The sequence below is a fragment of the Streptococcus sp. 9903 genome (assembly GCF_013276625.1).
GTDB lineage: Bacteria > Bacillota > Bacilli > Lactobacillales > Streptococcaceae > Streptococcus.
Window position 1 is genome coordinate 22,091 of the sequence record NZ_VMLI01000015.1, and the last position, 17,711, is coordinate 39,801.

Below are 17,711 nucleotides of genomic sequence, written 5' to 3' on the forward strand. Positions count from 1 at the left end.
AGCATTATACACCTTTTTCCAAGAAAAGAAAAGAGAAAATTTAAAAAAATCAGTGTCACTCAAAACACTGATTTCATAGACCCTTTAGTCATTACGACCGAAGATACGTAAAATACTTAGGAAGAGATTGATAAAATCAAGATAGATACTGAGAGCCATTGACACAACCCAACCTGTCGCTACACGACCTTGTGATTGCTCATAAGCAAGGCGAATCTTTTGGTTATCCCAAGCAATCAACCCTGAGAAAACCAAAACCATGGCTACGCTAATCATATAATCAAAGAAGCCACTAGCCAAGAAAATATTGACTACCATAGCAATCAGCAAACCGATAAGAGCCGCCATCATCGCTCGACCAAGGCCACTCAAATCTTTCTTGGTGAAGATACCAACTGCCGCCATGACAAAGAAGAGAAGGGCGCTCGATACAAAGGCAGATAAAACTGTACCCGGAGTATAGAAAGCTACCACAAAACTAAGGGTAAAGCCGTTTAATACTGAGTAAAGTAAAAATACTGGAAGAGCCGCTGGACTATTCCTTGAAGCCATACTACTGGCAACGAAAACCAAGGCCAACTCCGCAAAAGTAGCAATGGTCAACCAGAGACGCCCCTGCATCAAAAAGTAAACTAACTGAGACTGAAAGACCGTCAACATAAGACCTGATACTAAAGCGGATAATCCGATCCCCAGACCAACAAAGGCATAAACCTTAGCGTAAAATTGATTGAGACCTGCACGGTCATGTATAATAGTGTGATTCATCCTTTTCTCCTTTTCTATGAACATCTTTCCTTGATTATAACAAAAAAAGTTAAAATTAGCTTAAATGGAAGATTAAAATACCGGCCGCAACGGCAACATTCAAACTCTCTGCCTGCCCCTTCATACTAATGTGGACCAACTGGTCTGCACTTTCAGCCATAAGGGGACTAATTCCTTGACCTTCATTTCCCATAACTAGTACAAAATTTTCTATAGAAGGCAGTTCTCTGTAATCAACAGAATCTTTAGATAGGGTTGTGGCTAGCACTGGGATAGCTGCCTCTTTTGCTTCCTCGAGAAGCCTTTGACTAGACATCCGGTAAATAGGCAAATGAAAATGACTGCCTTGCATAGAACGTAAGGTCTTGAGACTGTAGATGTCTGCTGACTTATCTGAAACAATCACTCCAGTAAAACCTGCTGCATCCGCAGTCCGAATGATAGTTCCCACATTACCAGGATCTTGCACATCTTCCAAAAACAAGAACTTGCCCTGACTAAAATCAACTTGTCCTACTTCTTCTTTTTGAACCACCGCAACAATGCCCTGTGGAGTCTGAGAATCCGCCAAATCTAGCAAAATATCCTCTGAAACCCAGACAGTTTGCGGAAAAGTAGCTAACTGATTTCGGTAACTTTCTAGGGCAAAGATTTTCTCAATCGTCACTCCAGCTTGGACAGCTTCTTCAAACAAGTGCCAGCCTTCAATCAAATAAGCAGACTTGCGGTATTTTTTTTGGTGTAATTTCTTGGCATTTTTTACCACAGAATTGGCTTTTGAGGTTATAATAGTCATAGAAATATTATAACACAATCAAAGGGGTTTGGTATGCAAAAGGTTAGAATGATTGCCCAAGGTAGGGTGCAGGGAGTCGGCTTTCGTTGGGGTGTTTACAGCTTGGCACTTGAAATTGGTGGTATCACAGGTCGGGTATGGAATAACGACGATGGCACAGTGGAAATCTTAGCCCAAGCAGACTCATCTGCTATCATGGCAAAATTTATCCAAGAAATCCGCAAAGGACCAACACCTTTTTCAAAAGTCAGCTACTTAGATGTCAAACTGAGCAACTTTCCTCCCTACTCTGACTTTAAAATCGCAAATTAGGTCTCCAGAACTATTGTATATTTTGTAAAAAAACAGTAGAATAGAAAGGTATAATTTTTAAAGAAGGAATAAAAACAGTGAAATCTATTAAACGTTTTGCACTCTCGGCTATGGGAGTGGCTATGTTGCTAGTCTTAACTGGCTGTGTCAATGTCGATAAAACCACAGGCCAGCCAACAGGAGTCATTTGGAATACTTTCGGAGCGCCTATGGCTGAAGCTATCAAGTACTTCGCCAATGATAAAGGTCTAGGCTTTGGTGTCGCTATCATTATCGTAACCATTATCGTGCGCTTGATTATCTTGCCACTTGGTATCTACCAATCATGGAAGGCAACGCTTCACTCTGAAAAGATGAACGCCCTCAAGCACGTCCTTGAGCCACACCAAACGCGTCTCAAGGAAGCAACTACTCAAGAAGAAAAACTCGAAGCCCAACAAGCTCTCTTTGCTGCTCAAAAAGAGCATGGCATCAGTATGTTTGGTGGTGTAGGATGTTTCCCTCTCCTCCTTCAAATGCCTTTCTTCTCCGCTATCTACTTTACTGCCCAACATACTGAAGGTGTTGCTCAAGCAAGCTACCTAGGCATCCCTCTAGGCTCTCCAAGTATGATTTTGGCTGCCTGCGCTGGTGTCCTTTACTATCTTCAATCACTCCTTTCACTTCACGGAGTAGAGGATCAAACGCAAAGAGATCAAATCAAGAAAATGGCTTACGTGAGCCCAGTCATGATTGCCGGCTTCTCCCTCATCTCACCAGCTAGTGTCACACTTTATTGGGTTGTCGGTGGTTTCATGATGATTCTCCAACAGTTTATCGTCAACTATATCGTTCGTCCAAAACTTCGCAAAAAAGTCCGTGAAGAACTGGCAAAGAACCCACCAAAAGCAAATGCTTTCTCTACACCAAGTGGACGAAAAGACGTTACCCCTGAACAACCAACTGCTATCACAAGCAAGAAAAAACACAAAAATCGCAACGCTGGAAAACAACGTTCGAGATAAGAAGAAAAAGGCTTAGCTGATTTGCTAAGTCTTTTTGCAAGTCATACTCTTCAAAAATCTCTTCAAACCACGTCAGCTTCGCCTTGCCGTATGTATGGTTACTGACTTCGTCAGTTCTATCCACAACCTCAAAACAGTGTTTTGAGCTGACTTCGTCAGTTCTATCCACAACCTCAAAACAGTGTTTTGAGCAGCCTACGGCTAGCTTCCTAGTTTGCTCTTTGATTTTCATTGAGTATCAAAAGCCCGATGTTTCCATCAGGCATCTTTTTTATCCATGTACACGTTTCATATAATCTTGATAACTTTCGGTATCCATGAGTTGTTTAGCATTCTTGACGCGGTCTGCTGTTGGTGGTTTGACTCCTTCGAGGGAATATGGAATTCCCAATTCACGCCATTTAAACTCACCCATGGTATGATATGGTAGAATTTCAAACTTATCCACATTTTTGAGGGTCTTGACGAACTTACCAAGTTCAATCAAGTCATCATCTCTGTCTGTCAATCCTGGAACTAGCACATGGCGAATCCAGACAGGTTTTCCAATATCTGATAGATACTGGGCACAAGCCAGGATGTTTTTATTGGTTTGGCTAGTTACAATCTTGTGCTGTTCTTCGTTGATTTCCTTGATATCCAAGAGGACCAAGTCAGTGACAGCCATGAGTTTATCAAACTTCTCAAGGTAACGTGGTTTATTACGGAAAGGAAGGGCACAGGTGTCCAAGGTACAGTGGATTCCTTGTTCCTTGGCCTTGGTAAAGAGGGCAATCAGGAAATCAATCTGCAAGAGGGCTTCTCCTCCACTGACTGTAATCCCACCCTTATTTCCCCAGAAACCGCGGTAGCGCAAGGCTTCTGTCAAGACATCATCTACCGTCCGTTCACGTGACTTATTGGACTCCATAGCCCAAGTGTCAGGGTTGTGGCAATACTGGCAACGCATGTGACAGCCCTGCAAAAAGACAATAAAGCGAATACCAGGCCCATCTACTGACCCAAAGCTTTCTGTCGAATGCACCATTCCTGTCACTTGTCCATAATCAATTGTTTCTTCAGACATATCGTTACCTTCCTTGAAAACGTTTTATAGTTTTATTATATCACGACTTGAAGGAAAAACAAGGTTTTTGCCTATTTTTTAGAAAGCAAGCTGTTTTTCAATTTCATTTTCAATCTATTCTCAGATTCTTCTTCAAAATCAAAACCATACAAGGTTGCAAAGTAGTCCTCAGGGCGCTCTGCACGGCGGATTTGACGAGCTTTGCCTTCTTCGGTATAGAGGATTTCTGCAGAACGAAGTTTGGCGTTGTACTGGTAACCCATTGAAAAACCGTGAGCACCTGTATCATGAATGACCAGCAAATCACCGATTTCTGTATGAGGCAGTTCGCGATTGACTGCAAATTTATCATTGTTTTCACAGAGTGAACCAACCACATCTACCACTTCAGCTGGTCCATCTGGATGGGTCACGTTAGTAATATGATGATAAGCTCCGTACATAGCTGGACGCATGAGATTGACTGCTGATGCATCCACACCCAGATAGGTACGGTAGGTTTCCTTCTTATGAGTGACTCTTGTGACTAGTGCCCCATGAGGAGCTAACATAAAGCGACCCAATTCGGTAAAAATCTTTACCTCACCAAGACCTGCTGGCGTAAGAACCTCTTCATAAACCTTATGAACTCCCTCACCAATCAAGGCAATATCATTCGGCTCCTGGTCTGGACGATAGTTGACACCAATACCGCCAGAAAGATTGATAAAGTCTAGCGAAATGCCCAACTTTTCCTTGATTTCAACAGCCAATTCAAAGAGCTGACGCGCCAACTCTGGATAATAGAGATGGGTCACGGTATTGGACGCTAGAAAGGAGTGAATCCCAAAAGTCTTAGCTCCTTTTTGCTTCAAGATAGCAAAAGCTTCAAAGAGCTGGTCCTTGGTCATGCCAAACTTGGCTTCTCCAGGATTGTCCATGATGTCTGTCCCCAGTTCAAAAACGCCTCCAGGATTGTAACGACAAGAGATAATTTCTGGAATGCCTGCTGCTCGCTCCAGATGTTCAATATCTTCAAAGGCATCCAAGTTAATGGTCGCACCCAATTCACGCGCATAGGCGTATTCCTTGTCTGGCGTGTTGTTTGAAGAGAACATAATCTCAGAACCAGGGAAATTCAGTTTATGACTCATCAAAAGTTCTACATAACTAGAGCAATCCACTCCACAACTTTCCTCTTGAAGAATTTTCAAGATAGCTGGGGTTGGAGTAGCCTTAACTGCAAAATATTCCTTAAAGCCCTTGTTCCACGAAAATGCTTGGTTGACGGCTCTTGCCTTCTCACGAATCCCCTTCTCATCATACAAGTGAAAGGGAGTCGGGAACTCGGCAACAATCACTTCTAACTCTTCTCTATTGATAAATGGTGTTTTCATAAGCTTCCTTCTATTCTATTTGCAAAGAAAGGCTGGGACAATCGTTCCAACCTTTAGTTCTATCTCTTATTTATCTTCGTCAAAGATATTGCCAACCTCAACATCGATGGCTTGGTTCTTGACATCAATATTGGTAACCTTCAAGAGTGACTTATAGTCAAACTGCTTTTCACGTTCTTCTTGGGCATTGTCCGCAAAGACTGCGACACCAGCCAATTCTGAATCAAACTCACGCAAGAGACTAATCATCCCGTTGACAGTTCCGCCACCTTTCAAGAAGTCATCTACAATCAAGACACGGCTGCCTGCCTTAAGACTGCGTTTTGAAAGGAACATTTTCTCAATGCGGTCACCACTTGAACCGGATACATAGTTGACACTGACAGTTGAACCTTCGGTAATTTTCAAGTCACGGCGCACAATAACAAAAGGAACATTGAGGACATTGGCAACTGCATTTGCAAGTGGAACACCCTTGGTCGCTACTGTCATAACCGCGTCAATTTTTTGATCCATAAAGCTCTTGGCAATAATGCGGCCAATATTTTTCAAGATAGCTGGTGTGCTAAGCAAATCAGACAGGTAGATATAGCCACCTGGCAAGATACGGTCACTTTCTGACAACTTAGCACGCAAGTCCTCAACCATTTCCTTGGCATCATGGTTTGAGATTGATGGTGTGAAAATGACACCACCACCAGCACCAGTTACTGTCTGGATATGACCAATTTCGATTTCCTCAAAGGCGCGTTTGATAATGACGATATCCTCTGAGATAGATGATTTAGCAGATTCGTACTTTTCAGCAAAAGTATTGAGACTAGTTAGTTTATAAGGATGATTAATCAAATAGTTGGAAATGACAACCATCCGATCACTTCTTCTTAATTTCATTTCTATTTCCTATTCCATTTTTATTCAAAAAATCAAAAAGCAAACTAGAAAGCTGGTCGCTGGTGGTTCAAAACACTGTTTTGAGATTGTCGATAGAACTGACAAGGTCTGTAATATAACTACATATATACATACGACAAGGCGATGCTACCCTAGTTTGAAGAGATTTTTGAAGAGTATTCATTTTTGTCTTTTACTTATTATACCATATTCACATAAAAAAACGAACATTCTTATCCTAAAAAATGCTCATTTTTCTTAAATTATTAATCTAAATCTGGTTTATAGAAGGAACGATTATCCATAGCGAAGATTTTATTGGTCATCTCTCCTTTATCCACCAAAGCAAGAGCTGTTGACATCATCATCATGCTTGCATCCAGATTGTCAATCATATGGATAATCTCTGCTTCCATAATGCGTGGACGGACTGGGCTTCCATACTCAAGTAAGCCGTGGTGACTGAGGATGACATGACGAAGCAGAACGACTTCTTCCTTGGTATCATCGATACCGAGTTCCATCACTATCTTAGTAATTTCGCTATCAATTAGAGCAATATGCCCAAGGAGATTACCTCGTACTGTATACTCAGTCTGGTCTGGTCCAGTCAACTCGATGACCTTAGCCAAGTCATGCAGCATAATCCCCGCATAGAGCAGGCTCTTATTGAGCTGTGGATAGACTTCGCTAATGGCATCTGCCAAGCGCACCATGGTTGCCGTATGATAGGCCAAACCCGTTTCAAAGGCATGGTGGTTAGTCTTGGCAGCTGGATAGGAGTAAAATTCCTTATCATACTTGGTGTAGAGCTTTCGGACAATCCGTTGCCAAACAGGATTTTCAATTTTGAAAATCATTTGCGACATGTAGTCACGGATTTCCTTGACATCAACTGGTGACTTGACCTTAAAATCAGCTGGATCATTGGGTTCGCCAGGTTGAGGCAAGCGGAGGGTAATTTGATTGACTTGAGGGGTGTTGTTATAAACTTCTCGGCGACCTTTCATGTGGACAACCTTACCTGCAGTAAAGGCCTCAACGTTATGAGGTTGAGCATCCCAGAGCTTTCCATCAATCTCGCCACTATCATCTTGGAAGGTAAAAGCTAGGTAATTTTTCCCAGCGCGAGTTTGTCTCAGGTCAGCTGATTTGATTAGGTAAAAGCCTTCAAATAGCTCATCTTTTTTCATGTGACTAATCTTCATATTCTTCCTCATTTTCTTGAAAATGGAGTAGATCAAGCGCAGGCTCACCTTCTGATAACTCAATGTGACGGAGCGTCCGCTCGATAGCTGTGGTACGACGGTTTAATAATTCATCAATATTGCCAGAGGCATGTTGAAGATGTTTTTGTGCCTTGACCAGAATGCCACCAAACTTGCCAAACTCGGTCTTGACGCTGGCAAGAGTCTTACTGATATGATCGGCACTCTTTTGGATATTGAGAGTTTTGAATCCAACTGATAGGGAATTGAGGAGAGCTGACAGGGTACTTGGCCCTGCGACAATAATCTGCTCCTCCCGTCTCAAATCATCAAAGAAGACAGGATTGCGGACGATTTCTGAGTAGAGACCTTCTGTCGGAACAAACAAGACTCCAAAATTGGTCGTCCGAGGTGGTGCTATGTACTTGTTCCTGATATCCTTGGCAAAGCGCTTGACGCTTGCTAAAAGCGATTTACGACAGCGTTCGATCTCGTCCTTGTCACCAGCTTCATAGGCTTCTTCCAAGCGGTAATAATCTGCCAGTGGAAACTTGGAGTCAATCGGTAAGTAGACATATTCCAGGTCACCCTGTCCAGGCAGCTTGATGGCATACTCCACTCGTTCACTGGAGTTTTCAACCGTTGCATATTCTCGTTCGTACTGGGCAGGTGTCATGATGTCTTCGATGATTTGCCCCAGTTGCAATTCTCCAAGAATCCCTCGCGTCTTGGTTCCAGAGAGAACCTTGTTGAGGGTTCCGACATCGCGGGCAACTGTCTGCATTTCTCCAAGGCCACGATTGACCGACTCCAGTTGTTTGGAAACTGTCTCAAAGGAAGCCTGCAAGCGCGTCTGCAAGGTCTTTTCTAGTTTTTCCTCGACTGTTTGGCGCATTTGTTCCAAACGTTGCTCATTTGATTCCTGCAAGGCTTGGAGACGTTGGTCGGTCTTATCTCTGGTTTGAAGGAGATTCTCGTTCATCTCCTGTCTAACTTGAGTCAAGCCTTGGTGCAATTCCATTCGCACTTCTTGCAAACGGTCGCTGACAGCCACTTCCAGGTCTTTTTGATCCAACTGACTGGCTTGTCTGGCTTGTTCAAAACGGTAATCCAACTGGTCTGACAATTGATCTGCCTGATCCTCCAAGCTCTTGGCTAGATGTTTTTCCTGCTTATCCTGCCTTTGCCAAATCAGAAAAAGTCCAACTAGGTTGGCAATCAATAATAGAACAAGTAAACTTTCCATCCTACCTCCTGTCCTTGCTATGCAAGACAACTACATAGCCATCTGGGCAAGTCACCGACACTTCCCTATCTATATATTCGTTAGAAGCGTACATTTTTTTAAAGAAAAAATTGTCCTCTGTCAACTCATACTTGGCACCAAGAATAGTCAGCTGGCTATCCCGAACTGGCATAAAGGCTAGATAGTCATAGTCCGAGCGAGGTTCTAGCTGACTGGTCCCTTCTGGACAATAGGCAATCAAGTTTTGCCCATCCTCAATTTCTATTTGACGCATATAGGGTGCCAACTTAGGATTGCTAGGCAGAAAGACATTCGCCAACATATGGTCAATACGTCCACCCAAAGCACCGAAAATAGTGACCTCAGCCTGAGGATTTTTCTCAAAGATGGTTAAGAGAGCCAATTCCAGATCTGTATCATCCTTTTCTGGTCGGGCTTGGACAAAATACTGGGCACGTTTTTGAATCACCTGTCGCTCTTCTTCCGTCACAGAATCAAAATCTCCAACCGCTAGAGCGAGAGGCAAGTCTTCCTCCAAGACCCAGAGCGATCCTCGATCCACACCGACAAAAGCATCAAAATCCGTCCGATAATGTCCGCGGTCTCCGCCTGCAAAAACGGCAACCCTAGTCCAGTTGTTTTCTGAGAGTTTGTACTCGCTCATTGACATCTCCCTTAAAGACATAGGAACCTGCTACAAAAACGGTCGCACCAGCTTCTTTAGCTTGGGCAATAGTTTGATCATCAATCCCGCCATCCACTTCAATCTCAAAGTTCAAACCTTTTTCCTTACGAAGGGCAACCAACTCACGGACCTTATCCATGGTTTCAGGTAGAAAGGCTTGCCCACCAAAGCCTGGGTTAACTGTCATGACTAAAACTTGGTCAACTAGGTGAAGGACGTGCTTGATGGCTTCAACAGGCGTGCCAGGATTGATAACGACTGAAGGTTTAACTCCGAGTGAGCGAATTTTTTGGAGGGCGCCATGAATATGAGGCGTTGCTTCTACATGGATACTGATGATATCTGCTCCCGCACGCGCAAAGTCTTCTAAATGATGCTCAGGATTTGACACCATCAAGTGGCAATCGAAAACCATCTTGCTATGAGGTCGAAGACTCTCGACCACACCTGCACCAAAACTGATTTGTGGTACAAAGTGACCGTCCATAATATCGATATGGGCATATTCTGCCCCAGTTGCTTCTAGGCGTTTGATTTCACGTTCAAAGTTGGCATAATCTGCTGCCAGAATTGACGGAGCAATCTTGTATTGAGACATAGGTTTCTCCTTATTTTGGAATTTTTTTGCTGACCTTTTTATAGGTTTCTCTGCGATTTTCAATTTCGCTGAGAAATTGCAGGTAGTTGTCAAAACGGAAGGTTGCAATGGTACCCTCTTCAACAGCTGGCTTGACTGCACAAGACGGCTCATGGGTATGGGTACAAGTGCGGAATTTGCAGTCTCGACTGACACTAGCAATCTCTGGGAAGGCCTGATTGAGGTCTTCCACCGTTGATACTTCATAATCCAGTGATGAAAAACCTGGTGTGTCCGCGATTTTACCCCCATTGAGATTGTAAAAACTAACAGCTCGAGTAGTGTGGCGCCCGCGACCCAGACTGTCTGAAATTTCTCCTGTTTCAAGATTGAGATCTGGTGCGATTTTATTGAGAAGAGTTGACTTCCCAACACCTGTCTGCCCCATAAAGACTGTAACCTTGCCTGTTAACAAGGGCAGAAGTTCCTCTTTACTGGTCACAAAGTCATAGCCGATGTCACCATAGGTTTGTTGGTAAAAATCCAATTCTGACCTATCTTCCAACAAATCCATTTTGGAAATATAGACGATGGGATGGATGCCCTTGTGTTCCAAAAGAACCAAGAACCGATCCAGCAAATTGCTGTTAAAATCAGGTTCCTTGACGGACATGATTACTACAGCTTGGTCGATGTTGACAATGGGCGGACGAACCAGACTATTTTTTCGTTCATGAATCTTAAGGATATATCCCTCAGAGTTCTCCTCCGCAGAGAAATCTACCAAATCCCCAACGTAGGGAGTATGCCCTTTTTTACGGAAATTTCCACGCGCCCGTGTTTGATAAACCTGACCCTCACTCTCTACATAGTAGAACCCAGCCAAAGCTTTAATGATTTGTCCCTGCATCTTAGAGTCCTTGCCCTTTAAGTGCATCTGCTAGGCTGGCAAACTCTGCCAAGCTGAGAGCTTCCCCACGCACACTTGGTGACAAGCCTGCTTGGTCCAAAGCCTTGGTCAGCTTGTCCTTGACTTCTTCAGTCTTGCCAAAGTAACCTGTCAAGTTATTCCATAAGGTTTTACGGCGATGAGTGAAACTTGCCTTGGAAACCTTAAAGAAGAAGTTCTCGTCTCCCACTGCTACAGCTGGCTCTGGACGACGCACCATTTTCAAAATGGCTGAATCCACATTTGGCGCTGGCACAAAGACCGTACGAGGTACGATAAAGGCAACCTTGGCAGTCATGTAATACTGCACGGCGATTGACAAACTACCATATGCCTTGGTATTTGGTTGAGCCGAGATACGGTCTGCCACTTCCTTTTGCATCATGACCACAAACTCACTAAAAGGAATCCCACTCTCAATCAAGTGCATGAGAATAGGCGTTGTGATGTAGTAAGGCAAATTAGCCACTACCTTGATTGGCAGGTCAGGATTTTTAAAATTCTGGATATGTTGCGCCAAATCGACCTTGAGAATGTCCTCGTTAACCACTGTCACATTGTCAAAATCACGTAGGGTATTTGCCAAAATTGGCACTAAACGGTGGTCGATCTCAAAGGCCATGACTTGAGCTGCACGCTCAGCCAAAAACTCGGTCAAGGCACCAATACCTGGCCCGATTTCAATGACATTGACCTGGTCATCAATCTCAGCCGTATCCACGATTTTTTGTAGGATATTGGTATCCGTCAAGAAATTTTGCCCAAAGGACTTTTTAAAGGTAAAACCGTGACGCTCCAGCACTGCCTTGGTCACGCTATAATCTGCAATTCTCATCTATTCTCTTTTCTATTATCTGTTACTACTATTGTAACACATTCCCCTTGTATTTTGGGGGTGAAAATCATACCAAAAAAGAGGCTGGGACAAAAGTCTAGTCTTAAATATAAAAAGCGAACAAAACGAGTTATCTGACACTCAGAATTCTGTCTTGTTCGCTTTTTTGTCTAATCTATCGATTTTTAAAATTTATAATAAAGAATTCCTAAAATTAAAATCTTTTTGTCCCAGACTCTCTTGGAAATCTTTAAAGGGGGAATTAGCGCTTCTCTCGAAACATCCGTTCGAAAAAATCAGCTTCTTGATAACTTCGATTTTCAGGTAGGGTCAAATCTACATCCTCCTCCACATCGTCCACTGTCAATTCAACCATTTGAGGTAAATTTTTCAAACGATAATGCTTTTGCCTTTGCCCTTCAATGCTAGCAAAATCAAGCAAATAGCCATTTACTCGGATTTGAACCAAAAGGAGATGATTGGTCATATTTTCCATGATGAGAATATCTTCTAAACCACCTCTGGCACTCGGATAATCAGATACCCTGCGAATACGGATTTTTTCACACATGAGCAAGCTCCCTCATATCAATGATTTTATCGGCCTTATTCCAGACTAGGGGATTATGGGTCGCAATGATGATCATTCGATTTTCATCTTTCAAGCCCACCAAGAAATTCATAACCTCCTCTGAATTTTCAGGATCAAGAGCTGCTGTTGGTTCATCTGCCAAAATCAAGGGTGGATTTTTCAAAATAGTCTTCGCAAGGGCAACTCGTTGAGCCTCTCCCCCAGATAAAGTATAAATTTTTTGTTCTAAATCCAAATACCCTAGATTAACTTTTTCTAAAGCCTCCACTTGCCTTTCCAAACGTTCGACTTTTGAAATTTTTTGACCGACAAAGCCCAAATCCAAATTCTCTTTGATTGATTGGTTTTCTAAAAGGCCAAAATTTTGAAAGAGATAACCCATCTGGTCTCGAAAATACTCACGAGTGGGTATGGTTTTTAAATCTTTCCCCTGATAGAAAACCCTTCCACCATCTATCTTTTCTAGCTTTCCTAAGATATTCAGCAGAGTCGTCTTTCCGCTTCCACTCTTTCCGATTAAGGCATAAACCTTACCCTTCTCCAGCTTGAGATTTAAACCAGAGAAAATCGCACGATCATTAAACTTCTTTTCCAATCCTTGAATATCAATCATCTTATTTTCCTTTCAATACTGCCATGCTACCAGCTTCTTCTTTTTTATCCTGCCTTACTAAAATCAAGAGGGCGTTAAGCGTAAACAAAGCTACAACTAGTGCGCTAATCAAGCTATCTCCTGTCAAAATACTAGATAGGACTAGGCCAAGCAAGAGAACTCCTCCTTGCGCCAGTAAGTACTTGCCATGAAGCTCATAGATTGTCATGCCAGCAAGACGTTTAATCATAAGCTCCCGTCTGAACTGCTCAAAATAGAGAAGATTCATGGAATCAAATAACAAAATAGCCGTAGACAGAGTCAAAACAGTCCCAATAAGGAGAGAGTAAAACTCCACCCGTTTGTCATTTAGTACCTTGGCAAAAAATAGCTGACTTTTTACCAAGTAAGAGACCTTGTGATACAGACCTTGCTCTTTTAGAGCTGTGATGCTGTCTCCATATCGATCTAGTTTCAAGGCACTATTAGCCGTAGTTCCCCACAACATCCCTGCAACAGGTCTTGTTCCAGTCGCTTGCGGCGTTAGAACTACAATAATCGGATCTTTTAGGTACTGACGTGTTGTCTTGTACCCATCATTATAGAGGAAACGTTCCTGTCCTGTTTCTGTAAAAGCTAGCCTTAACTGTGGAAGGTAGTGTTTCTGACTCGTCACTTCTACACTTTCAGATGAAAATCTTTGCAGGTAATCTGTAAATAATCTTTGATAGTAGGCAGACTGCTCTCGCAAGCTCTCAGGCAAAATCAGCCCAAACTCTCCCTCAGACAAGTTTTGCATCTTATCCATAAACTCTGAAGAAACGGTAATCTTTTCTTCTATCAGATAGCGCGGTGAGACATAGATAACATTCCCTGACGGTGTGTAGTCACTGAGACGATTGCCATCTAGGTCCACTTCTGCTCCATCTGAGAAATTGTCAACATTGCTCATAATATAAAAAGAGTCTGTATTGGCTAACCGTTCTTCAGTAAATGTCTGCCACTCACGATTATCCTTACGCATTCCTTCTTCATCGGCAAATGCACTAGACCAACCAAAGGATAGACGGTAACGGTCTGAGGACTGGCTCCATTTATCGCTTGCCTTCTCCATCTCCTGCATTTCACGGTAGTGAGGTAGGAGAGTAGTTGCACTCGAGCCGACCACCAGTACGGCTAAGAGTTGCCCCACCATCATCAATGTCATCATACGTTTGAGAGGGAGTTTCCCTTTCAATAGATCCACCAGACTATTTTCTTGTAAACCAAGTAGATAGACGACACTTAGTAAGGTAGAAATCCCGGCCAGGATCAATCCATAAAGTAGAAGAGCAATGATGACAAGTTGCACCGTTGCCATAAACAAGGCACCTTGATACCAGAGAATCCCCAAGCCCAAAAGACTGGATACCAGTACCGAGAAAATAAGTTGTCTCACATCTTCTAACACCGGTCTGAGAGCAACCCCAAACAAGCTCTCACCAGCTATTAAGCGAATCCCTGCTTGACGAAGGGACTTGATCCGATAAATCAGGGTCAGACTCATAAAGGTCAGCAGAAAAATAGCTAGACTCAGTAGTCCCATTGGGGTAGCCGCCAATAATAAGACTATCGAAAATGGATCTTCTCCATTCGAAACAAAGCCTTGATAACCAAGTTCTTTCAAGGTGGTCTGTAAACTCACTCCATCCAAACTTCCTGACACAATCAAGTAAGACCCTAATAAATCACTCGTTTCTGCACTCTCCTTGGAGGAAATGGTCAGACCTGCTGGAAGCTTTCCCTGACCATAAGTGGCATAGGTAAAGCGTGTTTCTCCAGCTTCATTTGGCTCAACGATCCGACGGGCGATGAGACTATTTTGCTCTACCGCCAAGTGACTCAAAGCCTCTGTCACCTCTTCGCGACCAGCTACTGGTTGATTTATCACCATTCCTGTCACATCAACAGAGGGATAGTTACCAAATAAAATCTCTTCTCGATGGTCAACGGAAGTTATCACCATATAAAGCGATACCAATACCATTGAAATCAAAATAAATAAACGTTTCATCATTTCCTCCAAAAAGTTACTTGGTCACTTAGTGAGAAGGTGACCACAGTCACTGCGATGTTAAGAAGTTTATTAAGTTCTTTCTACTAGCAACATCTTCAAATATATTATATCCGTTTTTTCAAGAACTATCAAGGACGTCAATGTCCTTAAAATCTAACTATTCCATATTATTTTTGGCTCATATCTAAAAAACAGTCCTAAAGACGAACTTTAGAACTATTTCAATACTAGAACAAGGACATTTTTGTCACTGATTCACTATGTTTATAAATATTTTTTTAAATCTTCTTGCCATTCCTCTGTCAATTTCTTTACTAGAAATCCATCTCCAATTAGCTGCGCAAATGTTTTAGAAGACTGATAAAATGATTCAGCTAAACTAAAATCTCTTTCTTCTCTTAATGCTTGCTTCCACAAAAACATAAATACAAGAGGTTTCTTTTGATAATCTTGAGTTTTATCCATAATTTCTTGTAAACACGATAGATAATCATTAAAACAATCAGTTACTCCTACCTTTTCAAGACAACACATTCCTGAAATAAGAGTATCTCTAATTATAAAGTAATTCTCTATTTGAGTTACCTTCTTCTGTTCCAAAAGAAAGAGCATTAGCTTTTCGATTTGATTTATAAATTTGGCAAGATCTTTTCTAATAAGCATTTGATAAAAAAACAAACGAATCAACAACATATCATTTATTGAATAAGCTTCTTTTTCTATAATCTGAGGCATATGTTCCTCAAGTATTAACTCTGCATATTCAGGCCTTCTAGTTCTAGAAGTATCTAAACACGCCTGCAATACTTCACATGCTAATTGTTCTTCTTTAGGAAGATTATCAAAGTATGTTTTATAAATCTCTTCCAAACACGCTTCTTTCTTATCGTACTCCTCTTCTTTACCATAGATTGGTTCACGTAAAATCTGGTATTTCAATTCCAAATAAGCAGGAGGAAGAGCAGAAAAATCCGGCATAAGGCTATAAGCTGGAACTCCTAGCCGGCGAGCAATATAGTCTAACTTGGGCAAACTTGGTTGCGAAGCTCCACTTTCAATTCGCGACAGTTGACGAACCGTCAGTTCTTGCTCATCTCCACAAAAATCTGGACGACTAATTCCTTTTTCTATCCGAATCTCTTTAATTTTTTGACCAATTAACATCAGACGCCTCCTCTTCTACCTGCTTCGAAAAATACTGTGAACTTAAAAAATTGTAACAGTCACATCTTTCCTACTCATAAGATTTCATAGCTTCTTCCACTTCTGCCAAGGTGACCCCAAACAACTCTAAGCGCTTGAGGAGTTGCTTGCCGTTAGAATAGCCGATTCGGAGAGCCTCTCCCAGATATTCTCTACGCTTACGGCTGTCTGCCCCTGCTAGAAAACCAAGGCGAATCAAGTCGCTACGACTAATGTCAAACTGACTCTCATGTTCAAATTGTTCTGTCACCTGAGCTAGAGCCATTTTCAGGTCTTCATAACTGGCATGCTCAATTCCCAGGGAACGGCTCTTGGTTTTGGACTTAGGAATAGCTTCATCTCGTTTGAGGAAGGCATGCTGAACTGTTGGGATGGCCGTCATAATCATGCGGCGAATCCGCTCCCCATTAAAATCTGGGTCTGTAAAGACAATGACTCCATGAAGCTCATGTAGACGCTGAATACGTGCAATATCTTGCTCATTGATGGCAGAACCTCGTGTCTCATAGGTCTCTACATCGAAGTAACGTTTGAGATTGGCTGTATCATCGCGACCTTCAACCACGATGACTTGAGAAATTTTTTCTTTCATTACTTGCTGTCCAATCCAAAAATTCGTTCTGCATTTGCAGTCGTTGCTACCGCCAGCTCTTCTGTCGTCATCCCACGCAAGTCAGCGATAAAGTCCACTACATAGCGAGTATAGGCTGTTTTGTTTTCACGACCACGCTTGGGTACAGGTGCTAAGTAAGGTGCATCCGTTTCCACCAACATCTTGTCCAAAGGTAACTCTTTAGCTGCTTCTTGGATGTCAGTTGCTTTCTTGAAAGTCACCACTCCTGAGAAGGAAATGGTCATACCAAGGTCCACAAACTTCTCTGCCCACTCAAGCGTCCCTGAAAATGAATGCATGATACCACCACAAGGACCAACGCCCTCACTTTTGATAATCTCATAGGTATCTTCCAGCGCATCACGGGTATGGACAACAAAAGGTAAATTCAAGTCCTTAGATAGCTGGATCTGACTGCGAAAAACCTGTTCCTGCACCTCTTTTGGCGCTGTCATCCAGTGGTAGTCTAAGCCAATCTCACCCAAGGCAACTACCTTTGGGTGCTTGAGCTTGTCAAGCAAGTAGGCTTCAACCTCCTCTGTGTAGGTTCCAGCTTCTGTCGGATGCCAACCGATTGTCGCATAGAGTTGGTCATACTCATCTACCAACTCCAAGGCACGCTCAATCGTCGGTTTATCAAAACCCACAATATTCATCTGTGTCACACCCATCTCAGCAGCCAAGGCAATTTCTTCTGCCTCACGACCTGCAAATTCTTCTACATTCAAGTGTGTATGTGTATCAAAAATCATCTCTTCTAACCTCGTTTTCTATCTTCTATTATACCAAAAAAGAGGAGGGACCCCCAATTTTTCGGTTTCCCTCCTCTCTTTAATAGAGAGCTATTCTGCTAGCTTTTCTACTAGATATTGCCCATCTCCTGTCCCACAGTTAGAGACGAAAGAGACTGGTTATATTGATAGGATATCCCTTTTCAGC

At 42.5% G+C, this 17,711-nt stretch carries 19 protein-coding genes; 2 read left to right on the forward strand and 17 right to left on the reverse strand.

All coding sequences use genetic code 11. The annotated features are described in order from the left end of the window. Positions 1–84 precede the first annotated feature (84 nt). Positions 85–768 carry a Bax inhibitor-1/YccA family protein gene (locus tag HT696_RS06970; protein WP_001016914.1) on the reverse strand — a complete coding sequence of 228 codons (684 nt, stop codon included), beginning with the start codon at positions 766–768 and terminating at the stop codon, positions 85–87. A 55-nt stretch (positions 769–823) separates the two neighbouring features. Next, on the reverse strand, positions 824–1,564 hold the full coding sequence (locus HT696_RS06975) for an RNA methyltransferase (RefSeq protein WP_173283474.1): 741 nt from the start codon (positions 1,562–1,564) through the stop codon (positions 824–826). Positions 1,565–1,597: 33 nt separating this feature from the next. Between HT696_RS06975 and HT696_RS06980 the strand changes: the two genes are divergently transcribed. Then, positions 1,598–1,876, forward strand: a complete 279-nt coding sequence (locus HT696_RS06980) for an acylphosphatase (protein WP_001174613.1) — start codon at positions 1,598–1,600, stop codon at positions 1,874–1,876. Positions 1,877–1,953: 77 nt separating this feature from the next. Next, on the forward strand, positions 1,954–2,880 hold the full coding sequence (gene yidC, locus HT696_RS06985) for a membrane protein insertase YidC (RefSeq protein WP_173283475.1): 927 nt from the start codon (positions 1,954–1,956) through the stop codon (positions 2,878–2,880). A 271-nt stretch (positions 2,881–3,151) separates the two neighbouring features. Here yidC and pflA read toward each other — a convergent pair whose 3' ends face one another. The 15 genes from pflA to HT696_RS07060 all read right to left on the reverse strand — a co-directional run bounded on the left by pflA (position 3,152) and on the right by HT696_RS07060 (position 17,524). Beyond that, positions 3,152–3,946 (reverse strand): pyruvate formate-lyase-activating protein, encoded by a 795-nt coding sequence (gene pflA / locus HT696_RS06990; RefSeq protein ID WP_001288289.1) that lies wholly within the window; start codon positions 3,944–3,946, stop codon positions 3,152–3,154. A gap of 71 nt (positions 3,947–4,017) precedes the next feature. Next, complete coding sequence (locus tag HT696_RS06995) at positions 4,018–5,322, reverse strand: diaminopimelate decarboxylase (RefSeq protein ID WP_173283476.1); 1,305 nt, start codon at positions 5,320–5,322, stop codon at positions 4,018–4,020. A gap of 66 nt (positions 5,323–5,388) precedes the next feature. Beyond that, the gene (purR, locus tag HT696_RS07000; RefSeq protein WP_049512932.1) at positions 5,389–6,216 is read right to left on the reverse strand and encodes a pur operon repressor; all 828 of its coding nucleotides are present in this window, start codon (positions 6,214–6,216) and stop codon (positions 5,389–5,391) included. 266 nt (positions 6,217–6,482) lie between these two features. Next, a complete protein-coding gene (locus HT696_RS07005; RefSeq protein ID WP_049512930.1) occupies positions 6,483–7,424 on the reverse strand; it encodes a 3'-5' exoribonuclease YhaM family protein in 942 nt (313 codons plus the stop codon). Then, positions 7,414–8,670 (reverse strand): DNA recombination protein RmuC, encoded by a 1,257-nt coding sequence (locus tag HT696_RS07010; RefSeq protein ID WP_049512929.1) that lies wholly within the window; start codon positions 8,668–8,670, stop codon positions 7,414–7,416. Before HT696_RS07010 ends, HT696_RS07005 begins: the two co-directional genes overlap by 11 nt. 1 nt (position 8,671) lies before the next feature. Further along, the gene (locus HT696_RS07015; protein WP_173276007.1) at positions 8,672–9,334 is read right to left on the reverse strand and encodes a thiamine diphosphokinase; all 663 of its coding nucleotides are present in this window, start codon (positions 9,332–9,334) and stop codon (positions 8,672–8,674) included. After that, complete coding sequence (rpe, locus tag HT696_RS07020; protein WP_173276009.1) at positions 9,297–9,953, reverse strand: ribulose-phosphate 3-epimerase; 657 nt, start codon at positions 9,951–9,953, stop codon at positions 9,297–9,299. The genes HT696_RS07015 and rpe overlap by 38 nt, the downstream gene beginning before the upstream one ends. Positions 9,954–9,963: 10 nt before the next feature. Then, positions 9,964–10,842, reverse strand: a complete 879-nt coding sequence (gene rsgA / locus HT696_RS07025) for a ribosome small subunit-dependent GTPase A (RefSeq protein WP_173276012.1) — start codon at positions 10,840–10,842, stop codon at positions 9,964–9,966. 1 nt (position 10,843) lies between these two features. Further along, the gene (gene rsmA / locus HT696_RS07030; protein WP_173282549.1) at positions 10,844–11,716 is read right to left on the reverse strand and encodes a 16S rRNA (adenine(1518)-N(6)/adenine(1519)-N(6))-dimethyltransferase RsmA; all 873 of its coding nucleotides are present in this window, start codon (positions 11,714–11,716) and stop codon (positions 10,844–10,846) included. Positions 11,717–11,978: 262 nt separating this feature from the next. After that, the gene (locus HT696_RS07035) at positions 11,979–12,287 is read right to left on the reverse strand and encodes a hypothetical protein (RefSeq protein WP_172930844.1); all 309 of its coding nucleotides are present in this window, start codon (positions 12,285–12,287) and stop codon (positions 11,979–11,981) included. After that, complete coding sequence (locus HT696_RS07040) at positions 12,280–12,921, reverse strand: ABC transporter ATP-binding protein (protein WP_173282547.1); 642 nt, start codon at positions 12,919–12,921, stop codon at positions 12,280–12,282. Before HT696_RS07040 ends, HT696_RS07035 begins: the two co-directional genes overlap by 8 nt. A 1-nt stretch (position 12,922) precedes the next feature. Then, complete coding sequence (locus HT696_RS07045) at positions 12,923–14,953, reverse strand: bacteriocin-associated integral membrane family protein (RefSeq protein ID WP_173282545.1); 2,031 nt, start codon at positions 14,951–14,953, stop codon at positions 12,923–12,925. 267 nt (positions 14,954–15,220) lie between these two features. Then, entirely contained in the window at positions 15,221–16,120 is a 900-nt protein-coding gene (locus HT696_RS07050; RefSeq protein WP_173282543.1) for an XRE family transcriptional regulator, read from the reverse strand. Positions 16,121–16,190: 70 nt separating this feature from the next. Beyond that, the gene (gene rnmV / locus HT696_RS07055) at positions 16,191–16,751 is read right to left on the reverse strand and encodes a ribonuclease M5 (protein ID WP_173282541.1); all 561 of its coding nucleotides are present in this window, start codon (positions 16,749–16,751) and stop codon (positions 16,191–16,193) included. Further along, the gene (locus tag HT696_RS07060; protein ID WP_173282539.1) at positions 16,751–17,524 is read right to left on the reverse strand and encodes a TatD family hydrolase; all 774 of its coding nucleotides are present in this window, start codon (positions 17,522–17,524) and stop codon (positions 16,751–16,753) included. Before HT696_RS07060 ends, rnmV begins: the two co-directional genes overlap by 1 nt. Positions 17,525–17,711: the final 187 nt, after the last annotated feature.